Origin of the sequence: Variovorax cryoconiti, assembly GCF_051216395.1 — a bacterium.
GTDB lineage: Bacteria > Pseudomonadota > Gammaproteobacteria > Burkholderiales > Burkholderiaceae_C > Variovorax.
Map to the genome: position 1 here is coordinate 767222 of NZ_JBPJZI010000001.1, position 12862 is coordinate 780083.

Consider the following 12862-nt stretch of genomic DNA (forward strand, 5'->3'; position numbering starts at 1 on the left):
TTTCGATCGTTCTCGTTCTGCTGCCGCATCGCCATAAAAAAAGCACCATGAAAACCCAGCTTCTCTCGCTTGCCCTGACGGTCGACCAACATGACCAGGGCGACTACTTCTGGGCCTTGCTCGAGTCCTTCGATCACTCCATGGAGTTCGAGACGCTGATGGAGTCCATGCATGGGTTTCCGACCTATGTCGAAGCGCTGGACGCCGGTTTCTTCGCGATGAGGGCGTTTTCCGAAGACCTGTCCAGCGGGCCGCGCGAAGAGCTTCCCGTCGACGACGAGTTCGACGAAGAAAGAGACTTCTGATCTGAGCGTGCCGCGCTACGGCGTGCGAGGTCCGAAAGGCATGGCGGGCTGCGCGACCGGCGGCCGCTGCGGATACACGGAGTTCCCGAAGGTGTTGCCCATGCGATGCCCGGTCGCGGCCCGGTTGAACACGCCCAGCTGATTTCCGGGGCGCTGCACGATGGACTCGGACCCGAGCGTTGCATCGGTGGGCGCGCGCGTGCTGGCAGTTGGACGCAGCCGCTCGCTCAGGCAGGCATACGACGTTGCGCGTGCACCGTCCACTTCCACCTCGATGCAGCTCGGTTCGCCACCTTTCGGTCGATCGATGGCCTCCATCGCCAGGGCCGGGCGCGCCAGCGCCGTCAGCCCCAGGCTCAGCGAGATCGCCACCGTCCAGCACTTGCGCATTTGCACTCCGATCAAGCGCACCTGCGCCATACCGAAGCATAGGCCACGTGCATGACGGACGAATGAAGTGCACCCATCGAACGGCGCGCAAATGCCAGGCGAATTCGAGCGACTGCAGTCCTCAATTTTTTAATGAAGTTTTTGTGACAAACGACAGTTGTGGACCCGCTGTCGCGTCTATGTATCCGTACGCAACTGCGACATGGAGCGCTTCCATCATGGTTGCTTCGGCAGTGCGCATTGCCTCACCTTCGTGCGCGACGACAGCCTCGGCGTCGTGTCGCATCAATCTTGAAGATCGAGTTGGACACATGCATGAACTGAAAGAGAACAGGCCGCCGGCGCGCTGGAAAGCGGTGGGTCTGGTCGTCCTGAGTCTGGTGGCGCACGCGACCGCGAGCGCCCAGGCGCCAGCGACGCCGCCGGCTGCGGTCGCGGCGTCCGACGCGTCGCGCAAGGTCGACGTGGTCGAGTACATCGTGCGTGGCAACACCGCACTGGATGTGCGCGATATCGAAGCGGCCGTCACGCCGTTCCTGGGTCCTGAGCGCACGATGAAGGACATCGAGGGCGCGCGCGACGCGCTGCTTGCGGCCTACCAGGCCAAGGGCTTCCAGTCGGTGTATGTCGACCTGCCCGAGCAGCAGGTCACCGAGGGCCTCGTCTTCCTGCAGGTCAACGAAACGCGCGTCGGTCGCGTGCGCGTGGTCGGTTCCGAATACACCTCACCGGTCGACATCCGCGACCAGGTGCCGGCACTGAAGGAAGGCCGGGTGCCCGACTTCAATCAGGCGCAGGTGGAGCTCACTGCGCTCAACCGCGGGCCGAAGCGGCAGGTCATGCCCCTGGTGAAGCAGGGCGCGATGCCCGGCACCATGGACGTCGACCTGAAGGTCGAGGACGAGAGCCCGTGGCGCGCCAGCGTCGGGCTGAACAACGACTACAGCGCCGACACCAAGCAGCTGCGTGCCTCCGCATCCATCGGCCACGACAACCTCTGGCAAATGGGTCACAGCGCGTCGCTCAGCTTCTTCGGCGCGCCGCAGGACCTGAACCAGACGCAGGTGTTCTCGGCCTCGTACACGGCGCCCATTCCGGGCACCAATTGGGCCATCGAAGCGTCGGGCTACAAGTCCGACAGCGAAGTCGCCACGGTCGGCGGCACCGACGTGCTGGGCAAGGGTCATTCGATTGGTGTGAAGGCCACCTACACCGTGCCTAACACCGGCAACTGGTACCACACGCTGAGTGCCGGCGTCGACTTCAAGGACAACGAGGAAGCGCTGCGCCTGGGCGGCACCGGCGATGCCGTGCCGCTGAAGTACGCGCCGATCACGCTGGGCTACAACGGTTTTCTGCAAGCTGAACGCAGCCAATACGGCATCGGCCTGTCGGTCGTGGTCGGCACCCGCAGTTCGTTCGGCTACGGCAGCGACTGGCAGGCGTTCGACTACAAGCGCTACAAGTCATCGCCGAGTTTCATGGTGCTCAAGGGTGACCTCAACGGCAGCCACACCTTCGAAGGCGATTCGCAGCTGGGCTTCCGTCTGTCGGGCCAGCTGAGCGACTCGCCACTGATCTCCAGCGAACAGATGGCGGCAGGCGGCATGAACTCGGTGCGCGGCTACCTCTCGGCCGAGAGCACCGGCGACTTCGGCCTGGTCGGTTCGCTCGAGTGGCGCACCAAGCCGCTGGATCTCTTCGGGCCGGTGCTCGAGAACTGGCGCGTCTACACCTTCGCCGATGCCGGCCGCCTGCGCCTGAAAGAGCCGCTGCCCGAGCAGCAGGACGGTTTCACGCTCGCGTCCATCGGTTTCGGTACCAGCTTCCGCATCGGTCAGCGGGTCAGTGCACGCATGGACGTGGGCTATCCGCTCAAGGCCGGCGCGCGCACCGAGAAGCACGACACCCGCATCAATTTCAGCCTGACGGCCAGCTACTGACCGTCGGCACGAACCCGAAATCCCATCTTCATTCCTACGAGCTTCCGGAGAACTCTGTCATGCGACGCACACTATTTGCTCTGCTCACCTTGTTGAGCATGTTCCTGCCGGGTCTGGCGCACGCCTGGTGGCAGCCCGACTGGGCTTACCGCAAGCCTCTGACCATCGACGGTGGTCCGCAGGCCGGTGCCATCGCCGGTGAAGCCGGCCGCACGCCGGTGCTGGTGCGACTGCATACGGGAAACTTCAGCTTCCAGGGCGTGAATGAGACGGGCGCTGATCTGCGCTTCGTCGCGGGTGACGACAAGACCGTACTGAACCACCAGATCGAACAGTTCGATCCGCTGCTTGGTATGGCACTGATCTGGGTGGACGTGCCCTCTGTGGGCGCCGGTGCACCGCAGAAGCTGTGGATGTACTACGGCAACCCCAAGGCGCCGGCTTCGGGCAACGGCCAGCGCACCTACGACCCGGACTACACGCTGGTCTATCACTTCGCCGAAGCGAACGTGCCGCCGCGCGACACCACCGCCTATGGCAACCATGGCCAGACGGCCGTCGTGAGCCTCGACGGTACGGTGATCGGCAAGGGCGCACAGCTCGGTCGCGGCCCGCTGATGCTGCCGGCATCGCCATCGCTGGCACAGCAAGCCGGCGCGCCGTTCACCTTCTCGGCATGGATCAAGCCCGAGCAGCTCGGCGCGCAGCAGGTCGTCTATGCCCGTCGCGACGGTGCCAACGAACTCGTGATCGGTGTCGACCAGGGCGTGCCTTTCGTGCAGATCAATGGCCAGCGCAGCGCACCCGGCCAGCCGATCCAGGCCGGCCAATGGTCGTACCTCGCCATGAAGTCCGACGGTAAGAGTGCAGCCCTCTATGTGGGTGGCCGCCCCACCGTCTCGGTCGCCGTACCGACGCCGGCGCTCAACACCGTCGCCGCCATCGGTGCCGACACAGCCGCCGCCGCGCCACAAGCGGGCCAGGCCGCGGCCGCAACGCTCGCCGCCTTCACCGGCGCGATCGACGAAGTGCGCATCTCGAAGGTGGCGCGCCCCGATGCCATGTTGCTGGCCGATGCCGTCTCGCAAGGCGCCGAATCGCGTCTGGCGGTCTTCGGTGCCGACGAGCAACAGGCCGGCAAGAGCCACTTCGGCTTCATCCTGGCCGCGATGCCGTTGGACGCGTGGGTCGTCGTTGGCCTGCTCGGCCTGATGATGGTGCTGTCGTGGGCCATCATGATCGGCAAGGGCCGCAGCTACGGCGCGGCATCGCGTGCCAACGCCGTGTTCATTCGCCATTTCCGAGAAACCGCCGGTGCGCCCCTCGATCGGCTGGCCATGAGCAACAGCGTGTCCGAGACCGTCAAGGCCGATTCGTCGCTGTGGCGCCTGTATGAAGTCGCGATCGACGAGATGCGCCGCCGCCATGACCGCGGTTACGACCTGAGTGCCGTGTCGGCCTCCACCATCAGTGCCATCCGCGCAGCGATGGACGGTGTCATGGTGCGTGAGAACGAGCGCATGTCCAAGCGCATGAACTGGCTGTCGACCACCATCGAAGGCGCGCCCTACGTCGGCCTGTTCGGCACCGTGATCGGGATCATGCTGGTGTTCGTGGTGGCGGCCATGGCCGGTGCCGTGGACATCAACTCGGTGGCGCCCGGCATGGCGGCGGCACTGCTGTGTACCGCGGCCGGCCTGGGCGTCGCGATTCCCGCACTGTTCGGCTACAACTGGCTCGCTTCGCGTTCCGACGCCATCGGCGCCGACATGGCGGTGTTCGTCGACGAGTTCGTGACGCGCCTGGCGGAAGAGCAGGGCGAAGGCCGCTCGCTGCCGCAAGTCGCATCGACGCGTGCAGGCGCTGCGCGCACCGGCAACGGTACCGACGGCGGCTGGGCCACGCCGGCCCACAGCCCGGCCTGAGGCATAGCGCCACCATGGCAAACCCCAACAAGTTCGGTACGAAGAAGCGTACCGGCGGCATCAACATCACGCCCTTCGTCGACGTGCTGCTGGTGGTGCTGGTGATCTTCATCCTCACCAGCAACGCCAGCATTCCGGGCATCAAGGTCGACCTGCCGAAGGCGAGCTCATCCATTGCGCTCGAGAAGCCGAAGACCAAGGCCATCACGGTAGACAACGCCGGGCAGCTCTTCCTCGACGCCTATCCCGTGACGCTGCCCGAGCTCGAGGAGCGCCTGCGCACCGAGAAGGCGCTGACGCCCGACTTCCCGGTCATCGTCCGCGGCGACGCGGCGGTGCAGTACGCCAAGGTGGTCGAGGTGCTCGACCTGCTGCGCCGCATCGAGCTGAACCAGGTCGGTCTGGTGACCGGCAAGCCGAGCTGAGGACACGTTCGTGAACCTTGCCAATCCAACCCCCCATCGGCCCACGCCGATGGATGCGACCGGCCTGTGGCGTCGCTGGGGCGGGCTCGTCATCGGTGCGGTGGTGCTGGCCTTGCTCGCGGCGCTGGTCTGGCATCTGCTGTCCGACACGGCGAGCCAGAAGCGCCAAGTGGCGGATGCACCCATGCTGATGCTGCCCCCGCCGCCGCCCCCGCCGCCCGAACCCGAAAAGCTGCCCGAACCCGAGCCCGAGAAGATCAAGCCGGAGATCGTCGAGCGCGAACCGACACCGGTGGAGTCGACCGAGCCGCCCAAGGACGACGCGCCACCAAGCCCGTCGCAAGACCTCGGCGATCCGGTGACCATCGACGGCCCGGCGCAGGCCGGCACCGACGCCTTCGGCATCGCAGCCGGGCGCGGCGGCGGCATGACCGGCGGCACCGGCGGTGGCCTGGGCAGCGGCTCCTATGGCCGCTACGTCGCCAATGCACTGCAGCAGGCGCTGGCGCGCGATTCGCGCACCCGCCAGTTGACCTTCGACGACATCCAGATCGACCTGTGGCTCGACGCCGCCGGCAAGACCACGCGGGTGCAGCTGGTCAAGAGCACCGGCAACGCGCAGTCCGACGAGGCCGTGCTGGCCATGGCCCGCGAGATGAACCGCATCGACGAAAGCCCGCCCGCTTCGGCTCGGTTCCCGATGCGCGTGTCCATGCGGGGGCGCAGGCCTTGAGGTCCGCCTGCATCCCGCCCATTCCATTCTTTTATAGAGCGAACCGATGAACCATTCGAACACTCTCCGACGCAGCGCGAAGTCGCTGGCGGTCGCCTCCGCCATCGCCGTGCTGGGCGCGATGGGCACGGCCCACGCGCAGCCGGCTGCACCGGTGGGCGACAGCGCCATGGTGCGGCTGATCCGCGGCTTGATCCAGAGCGGCACGTTGACCAAAGACGTTGGCGAAGCCCTCTTGGCCCAGGCCCAGACCGAAGCCATGGCCGCGCAGCAGGTGCAGCGCCAGGCGGCAGCACCTGCGGTGGCCGCGGGGGGTCTGCGCGTGGAGCCGGGCGACGTGCGTGTGCCCTACATCTCGCAGACCGTGCGCGACCAGATTCGCGACGAAGTCAAAGGCCAGGTCATGGCGCAGGCCAAGACCGAAGGCTGGGCCGCACCCAACGAAACACCTGAATGGAGCAAGCGCATTCGTGTGGAAGGCGACATGCGCGTGCGCAACGAATCGCGCAGCTATTCGGGCGGCAACAGCAACCTCGAGATCAACTGGGCCGCGATCAACGACGGCAGCGGCTACGACGTCAATCCGAACACCAATGGGCAGTCCGTTCCGCTGCTCAACACGCTGCAGGACCGTCGCAACCTGTTCCGGGCGCGAGCGCGCCTGGGCATCTTCGCAGACATCACCGACCAGACCAAGGCCGGCGTCCGCCTGGCCTCGGGCAGCGACGACAGCCCGGTGTCGACCACGCAGACGCTCGGCGGGGGCCTCGGCAAGAAGAACGTCTGGCTCGACCAGATGTGGTTGTCGCACCAGCCCACGGACTGGCTCACCTTCACCGGCGGTCGCTTCGGCAACCCCTTCGTCTCGACCGACATGCTCTATTCCGGCGACCTCAACTTCGACGGCATCGCCGCGCAGTTCGACAAGACGCTGGCGAACAAGGACATCTCGCTCTTCGGGACGCTGGGCCTGATCCCTCTTGAATACTCCTCAGACAACTTTCCGAGCAGAAGCGACAAGAAACAGGCCAGCGAGAACAAGTGGCTGCTCGGCGCGCAGGTCGGCGCCAAGTGGAAGCTCGACAAGGACAACAGCCTGCGCGGCGCGCTCGCCTACTACGACTTCCGCAACACCGAAGGCCAGGTGTCCTCTCCGTGTGCGCTGTACGCCGGCGTCGAATCGTGCAGCACCGACTGGTCGCGTCCGGCCTTCATGCAGAAGGGCAACACCCTCATGTTGCTGCGCGACATCGCGCTCAATCCGATGGATCCCGCGAACACGCCGCAGCCGCAGTACGTCGGGCTGGCTTCGGAATTCCAGCTGGTCGACCTGAACTTTCGTTGGGACACCAAGGTCGCTGGGTACGGCCTGCGCCTGGATGCCAACTACATCCGCAACATGGCCTACAACGAGACCAAGATGTTCGAACGCGCGCGCGGCGGCATCATGAACAACTACGGTGCGGTGGTCGATGGCGTGGAAGGACCGTTCCGCAGCGGCGGCAACGCCTACAGCCTGCAGGCTACCTTCGGCAAGCCGAGCCCGACGGCGCGCGGCGACTGGAACGTGCTGGCCGGCTACAAGCGCATCGAACCCGATGCGCTGCCCGACGGCTTCAACGATTCGTCCTTCCACCAGGGTGGCACGAACGCCAAGGGCTACTTCCTGGGGGCCTCCTATGCGATCGACAAGAACGCCTGGTTCACCGGCCGTTGGTCGGCCACCAAGCAGGTCTTCGGTCCGCCGTTGGCGATCGACACGCTGCAGCTTGAATTCAACGCACGGTTCTGAGGAGCGACCCTTGACCTTCAACCCAATCGGCAAGACGAGGGCGCTGCGCTCCTCCCACCCTCGGTGGCAGCCGGTGGCGCTGGGCATCCTCATGATGCTCGGCTCCGCCACCGCGGCAGCCCAGGCGACGCAGAGCATGGAGGAGCGGCTACGTGCCCAGCTGCGCATCACCACCGCGCAGCTGCAGCAAGCTCAAAACGAATTGGCCGTGCTCAAGGCCGGCTCGTCGCCGGCCAAGCCAGCGGCTTCGGCCGCCGCGGCAGACCCCGACATCGCGGCGCTCCGCAAGGACCTGGCACGTGCCGAGTCACAACTGAGCGCCGAGCGCCACAGTCGTTCGCAAGCCACGGAGAACAGCCAGCAGTTGCGCACGCAGGCGCAAGCCGCGACCGAGAAGGCCGCGGCCCAGGTCGCGCAGTACCGCACTGCTTACGACGAGCTGTTGAAGATGGCGCGCGCCTCGGAAACCGAACGCCAACGTCTGGCGGCCGATTCGGCGCTGCAGCGGACGGCGGTGACGCAGTGCGAGGCCAAGAACGCCCAGCTCTACGCCGTCGGCCAGGAGATCCTGCGCGCCTACGAGATCCTGGATGTCGGCAGCGTGCTTGCGTCGCGCCAGCCCTTTGCCGCACAGAGCCGCGTCAAGTACGAGCAGATTGCGCAGCAGTACGGCGACAAGCTCTACGAAGGCCGGTTCGATGTGCGCAGCGTGGAGGCCGCGGCGGCTGCCGCAGCCGCTGCCAAGGCGAATCCCGCACCGGCCCCAAGCGCGGCAGCACCGGCCAAGTGATGCGCCATGGCCCGACATTCGATCGCCACGCCTGCCTTGAGCCTTCTGGCTTTCGAGCGTGACTGCTTTGTCATGCTGATGCGATGCAATGACGACGTTCGGGTTCCCATGACGCAAGACGGTGGCTTTCAGACGACGCCGTCTGATCTTTTTCACGTGAAGGTATGGAGAGAAATGAACCGTATGAAGAAGCTATCGAGCCGCATCGCACCAGGGTTGCGCACGGCTGTCGGGGTGATGCTCGGGACGTGCATCGGCGTTGCGGCTGCGCAGGCGCCAGGCCCGACCGTGGCGCGCCTGGGCGACCTGTCGATCGGGCAGGCCGAGGTCGAGCAACTGATCCAGGGCATGCCCGAGGCCGAGCGCGCCGCGTTGAAGGGCAACCGCGCGGCGATCGACAACTGGCTGCGCCAGCGGCTGGCCAGCGAGGCGCTGCTGCGCGAAGCGCGCAGCAAGGGTTGGGCCGACCGGCCCGAGGTGAAGGCGCGCCTCGATGTCGCGGTGAAGGAGATCACGCAACGCATCGTCAGCAGCAGCTACCTCGAGTCGGTGGCCCAAGTGCCCGCGGGCTTCCCGTCCGATGCCGAAGTCGCCGCGGCCTATGAACAGGGCAAGGCGGGCTTCGGCCTGCCGGCCACGTACCGGGTGGCGCAGATCTACCTGGCCACGCCGACCGGCGATGCGGCCGCGACCGCCAAGGTGGCGGCTGCGGCGAAGACGCTGGCCGGCGAAGCCCGACGCGGAGACTTCGCCAACCTGGCGCGCACGCGCTCCGACGACAAGCGCAGTGCCGAGCGCGGCGGTGAAGTCGGCAGCCTGCCGCTGGCCCAACTGCTGCCCGAGGTTCGCACTGCGGTGTCGGCGCTCAAGGTGGGGGAGGTGAGCGACGCGGTGAGGTCCGACACCGGCTTTCACATCGTCAAGTTGCTCGACATGCAGCCCGCACGCACCGCGACCCTGCAGGAAATGACGCCGCGGCTGCAGCTCGCCCTGCGCCAGCAACGCCAGCAGCAAGGGGTACAGGCGCACCTGGCCAGCCTCACACCGCCCGCCAGCGTGACCATCGACAGCGCCGCCCTCGACGCGGCCCTGCAGAAGGTGCCCTGATCCCCGCACACAGGCTCCTGCTTCAAACATCTCGAACTCCAGCGCGCCGCGCATTCCAGACCGAAAGAAGAATCTCATGACCCAAGCCTCTCTCTCCTCGTCCTCCGACCTCGCCGCAACGCCAGCGACCACCGCAGCCGCAGCGCCGGAGTTGGTGCAGACCCTCAACGCCGGTGTGGTGTCCGATGCCATAAAGGCCGCAGGTTGCGCCGTGACGGCCATTGAGCAAGACGGCGTGGTGCGCCTGCACAGCGCGAGCCATGGCATCGGCTTCCAGGTGCTGTGGGGCAACCCCGCGGGTGCCGGCGAGTACAGCGACATGACGCTGAGCTGCCCCTTGCGCGTGCAAGGCGGCGAACTGCCCGACGGCGTGCTGTCGTCGTGGCACCGCACCAAGCGCTTCGCACGCGTGGCACAACACGGCGACTTCGTCGTCCTCGAGATGGATGTGGTGGTCGCCGGCGGCGTGACGCCGGCCCATGTGGTGCTCACCATGCAGCTGTGGACCCAGATGATGGGCCAGTTCTTCCTGCACCTGCGCAACTTCAAGGCCGACGAGGTGTCGACGGCACCGCAGCAAGAAGAGCCTGTCGCGGCCTGACGCATCGACCGCCGCGAACCCAACCATGTCAAGTGCGAAGTCCGACGGAGCGTCGACGCTGCAGGATACGAGCGGACCGGACTCGCCCACGCATCGCGCGCTCACCAGCGCGTTGCGGCAGGCCGATCGCGCACGTCGCGCGGAAGCCGTGCGGCTGCGCCAGCGCGCGGCGCTCATCGAGCTCATGGCACAGACTATGGCCGACCTCCACATCTCGATGTCGGAGCTGGGCGAGGCCCGGCGCGCCTGCGGCAGCGGCACACAGCCTTCGGCGTCGCGGCCCTGAACGCCGCGCCTGGTAGCCGCCCGACCGACCCCGTCACGGTCCGGTCAAATTGCATCAATAGCATGCCCGTGAATTCAAACCTCGCGCTCCCGCGGTGGATGGATTCGCACCGCATGCACCTCCTTCGCTCATGGCCCTCTTGGTTTCGCACGCCGGTGTTCTCGCACTGGCGCTCGGCGTGACCGTGGCCGCTGCGAGCCCGCAGACCCCCGACCGACCCGCCGTCCGCAGCACGACCGACGCGCCAGCGGCCGAGCGCCACGTGCCCCTTCGATTTGACATCCATGCGCAGCCGCTGACCGATGCGCTCGACCGCCTTGCGGCCATCACGCGTTGGTCGGCCTTTTACCGCGCCGACACCATCGCTGGCGTGCAGGCCGCGGCTGTGCAGGGCTGGTACACGCCCGACGCAGCCTTGCGCATGCTCGTCGACCGTTCGGGCCTGGTCGTGCAGTACACCGCGGCCGACGCCTTCGTGCTGGAGCCGCTCGGCGGGTTGCGCCTCAGCGCCACGCCCGCTGAGGCGCTGCGCGACACGGTGCAGGAAGGGCTGCTGCAGGCCGGTATGCGCGACGTGTTCTGCCGCGACGCGCGCATCGCGCCGGGCGGCTACCGCGTGGCGGTCAGCTTTCAGCTCGATGGCACCGGCCGGGTGGTGCAACCCGCGCTGCTCGACTCCACGGGCGATCGTGATCGCGACGCGTCCATCCTCGACGGCTTGCGTCAGGTTCGCACCGGCCGCGCGCCGGCGAATCCGGCGCAGCCCTTCGTGATGCTGATCGTGCCGGAAGCGACGCGCGACTGCACCAGGCCATGAGCGACGCCCCGTTCACCGTGCTGCGCGACTTCATGCTGCGCCGCTACGAAGAGCTCAAGCGCCGCCTGACGCTGCAGCTGGGCAATGCCGACCTCGCGGGCGATGCGCTGCAGGACACCTGGCTGCGGCTCGAAGGGAACACCGAAACCGGTGCACCGGTGCAGCATCCGTTGAACTACCTGATGCGCATGGCCACCAATGCGGCGCTCGACCGGATACGTTCCGAGCGGCGCTTCCTGAGTGGCCAGGAGGTCGAGCAGGTCTTCGACAACCTGGCGGACAGCGCACCGGGGCCGGCCCAGACCGCCGAGGCGCGCTCCGAAGCGCAGCGCCTTGCTGCCGTCATCGAAGAAATGCCGCCGCGTCGGCGCCGCATCCTGATCCTGATCCGCGTGGACGAGATGCCCCGCCAGGAGGTGGCGCGGCGCCTGGGTGTGTCGGTGAGCCTGGTCGACCGCGAGCTCCGGCGCGCGCACGAACACGTCGTGGAGCGCATGCGATGACAAGATGTTGTGCAGTTATGGCCTGCGAGAACCGTCATAGATGCATGCGCGCTTTTGCCATGTTGCCGATACTCCCCTGTGTGGGTGAACCCTGAACCATGCGTCTGTTCGAGAGTCCTCGCACGCCGACCTCGTCGGGCCCCGATGCGCTGCAGGCGCAGGCGCGGGCCTGGGTGCGCAAGCTGTCGTCCGGACAGGCGAGGGCGCGCGATGCCCGAGCCCTGGAGAAATGGTGCACCACCAGCGATGCGCATGCCGAGGCCTTCCGCAACGCGCACCGTCAGTGGCGCGAACTGCGGCCCGCCGCGGCGCTGGCGGGTGGCAACGACCCCGAGCTCGCGCGCCTGCGAGCGGGGTTGCCGCTGTCGTCGGCCGGCATGTCGCGCCGTCTGTTCGTCGGCGGTGCCGTGGCGGCATCGGCTGCGGCCATCGGTGTGGCACTGGTGAATCCGCCGCTCGACCTGTGGCCGTCGGTTCAGGCCTGGCAGGCCGACTTCAGCACCGAGGTGGGCGAGCAGCGCAGCCTGGCGCTCGCGCCGTCCGTCGTGGTCGACATGAACACGCGCAGCCGCATCGGCGTGCGCACGGTCGACGGCCAGGTGCAGGGCATCGACTTGATCGACGGCGAGGTTTCGGTCGACGCCAGCGGCACGCTGCAACCTTTCGCCGTCGTCGCTGAGCAGGGCCGTGTTTCGACGACCGACGGACGCTTCGAGGTGCGACGGCTGGCGCAGAGCATCTGCGTGACCTGCCTGCAGGGGGTGGTGCAGGTGGTCGTGGGCGGACGCGAGATCGTCTTGCGCGCATCGCAGCAGGTGCGCTATGACGCGCAGTCGCTCGGCCCGGTGGTCCAGGTCGACGCCGGGGCGCTCTCGACATGGCGCGAAGGCATCCTGAGCTTCAAGAACGTGGCGTTGACCGAGGTGGTCGCGGAGATCAACCGTTACCGGCGGGGGCGCGTGCTGCTGCTCGCGCGATCGCTGGGTGACCGACCGGTCAGCGGGCATTTCCGTATTGGCGAGCTGGACAAGGCCATTGCGCAGATCCAGCGTCTGTTCCGTTTGGAAATGACGGCGTTGCCGGGCGCCGTCGTCGTTCTGCGCTGAGCGCGTGCGGTCGGTGGAGGGTGTGATGCGCGCGCGCCATCGCGCAAGAAAACGTGCGTGATGTCGTACAGCTTTCGTCGTCGAGCTTCGTCTAGGAGGGGTGGTCGCACCCATGCGACTTGACCACTGCGTCCCTCAC

General features: G+C 67.0%; 14 protein-coding genes. 13 read left to right on the forward strand and 1 reads right to left on the reverse strand.

The window, feature by feature from the left end:
* Positions 1 to 47 precede the first annotated feature (47 nt).
* On the forward strand, positions 48 to 305 hold the full coding sequence (locus tag ACSFA2_RS03840) for a hypothetical protein (protein ID WP_435453970.1): 258 nt from the start codon (positions 48 to 50) through the stop codon (positions 303 to 305).
* Positions 306 to 320: 15 nt separating this feature from the next.
* On the opposite strand, the gene ACSFA2_RS03845 is transcribed toward ACSFA2_RS03840, so the two are convergent.
* Positions 321 to 695 carry a hypothetical protein gene (locus tag ACSFA2_RS03845; RefSeq protein ID WP_435453971.1) on the reverse strand — a complete coding sequence of 125 codons (375 nt, stop codon included), beginning with the start codon at positions 693 to 695 and terminating at the stop codon, positions 321 to 323.
* Between the two features lie 311 nt (positions 696 to 1006).
* Here ACSFA2_RS03845 and ACSFA2_RS03850 point away from each other — a divergent pair, with 311 nt between their 5' ends.
* The 12 genes from ACSFA2_RS03850 (at position 1007) to ACSFA2_RS03905 (ending at position 12723) form a co-directional block, all read left to right on the forward strand.
* Entirely contained in the window at positions 1007 to 2638 is a 1632-nt protein-coding gene (locus ACSFA2_RS03850; RefSeq protein ID WP_435453972.1) for a ShlB/FhaC/HecB family hemolysin secretion/activation protein, read from the forward strand.
* 59 nt (positions 2639 to 2697) lie between these two features.
* Positions 2698 to 4563, forward strand: a complete 1866-nt coding sequence (locus ACSFA2_RS03855) for a DUF2341 domain-containing protein (RefSeq protein WP_435453973.1) — start codon at positions 2698 to 2700, stop codon at positions 4561 to 4563.
* A gap of 14 nt (positions 4564 to 4577) precedes the next feature.
* Positions 4578 to 4988 carry an ExbD/TolR family protein gene (locus ACSFA2_RS03860; protein ID WP_435453974.1) on the forward strand — a complete coding sequence of 137 codons (411 nt, stop codon included), beginning with the start codon at positions 4578 to 4580 and terminating at the stop codon, positions 4986 to 4988.
* A gap of 10 nt (positions 4989 to 4998) precedes the next feature.
* Positions 4999 to 5721, forward strand: coding sequence for a TonB family protein (locus ACSFA2_RS03865; protein ID WP_435453975.1), 723 nt, complete (start codon positions 4999 to 5001; stop codon positions 5719 to 5721).
* A 46-nt stretch (positions 5722 to 5767) separates the two neighbouring features.
* On the forward strand, positions 5768 to 7513 hold the full coding sequence (locus ACSFA2_RS03870) for a putative porin (protein ID WP_435453976.1): 1746 nt from the start codon (positions 5768 to 5770) through the stop codon (positions 7511 to 7513).
* A 10-nt stretch (positions 7514 to 7523) separates the two neighbouring features.
* A complete protein-coding gene (locus ACSFA2_RS03875; protein ID WP_435453977.1) occupies positions 7524 to 8303 on the forward strand; it encodes a hypothetical protein in 780 nt (259 codons plus the stop codon).
* Between the two features lie 174 nt (positions 8304 to 8477).
* A complete protein-coding gene (locus ACSFA2_RS03880) occupies positions 8478 to 9410 on the forward strand; it encodes a peptidylprolyl isomerase (protein WP_435453978.1) in 933 nt (310 codons plus the stop codon).
* Between the two features lie 76 nt (positions 9411 to 9486).
* A complete protein-coding gene (locus tag ACSFA2_RS03885) occupies positions 9487 to 10011 on the forward strand; it encodes a YbjN domain-containing protein (protein WP_435453979.1) in 525 nt (174 codons plus the stop codon).
* A gap of 25 nt (positions 10012 to 10036) precedes the next feature.
* Positions 10037 to 10297: a hypothetical protein gene (locus tag ACSFA2_RS03890; protein WP_435453980.1), complete on the forward strand. Its 261-nt coding sequence runs from the start codon at positions 10037 to 10039 to the stop codon at positions 10295 to 10297.
* Positions 10298 to 10427: 130 nt separating this feature from the next.
* Positions 10428 to 11114: an STN domain-containing protein gene (locus tag ACSFA2_RS03895; RefSeq protein WP_435453981.1), complete on the forward strand. Its 687-nt coding sequence runs from the start codon at positions 10428 to 10430 to the stop codon at positions 11112 to 11114.
* A complete protein-coding gene (locus ACSFA2_RS03900) occupies positions 11111 to 11617 on the forward strand; it encodes an RNA polymerase sigma factor (RefSeq protein ID WP_435453982.1) in 507 nt (168 codons plus the stop codon). The genes ACSFA2_RS03895 and ACSFA2_RS03900 overlap by 4 nt, the downstream gene beginning before the upstream one ends.
* Positions 11618 to 11715: 98 nt before the next feature.
* A complete protein-coding gene (locus ACSFA2_RS03905) occupies positions 11716 to 12723 on the forward strand; it encodes a FecR family protein (protein WP_435453983.1) in 1008 nt (335 codons plus the stop codon).
* The last annotated feature ends 139 nt before the right edge of the window (positions 12724 to 12862 follow it).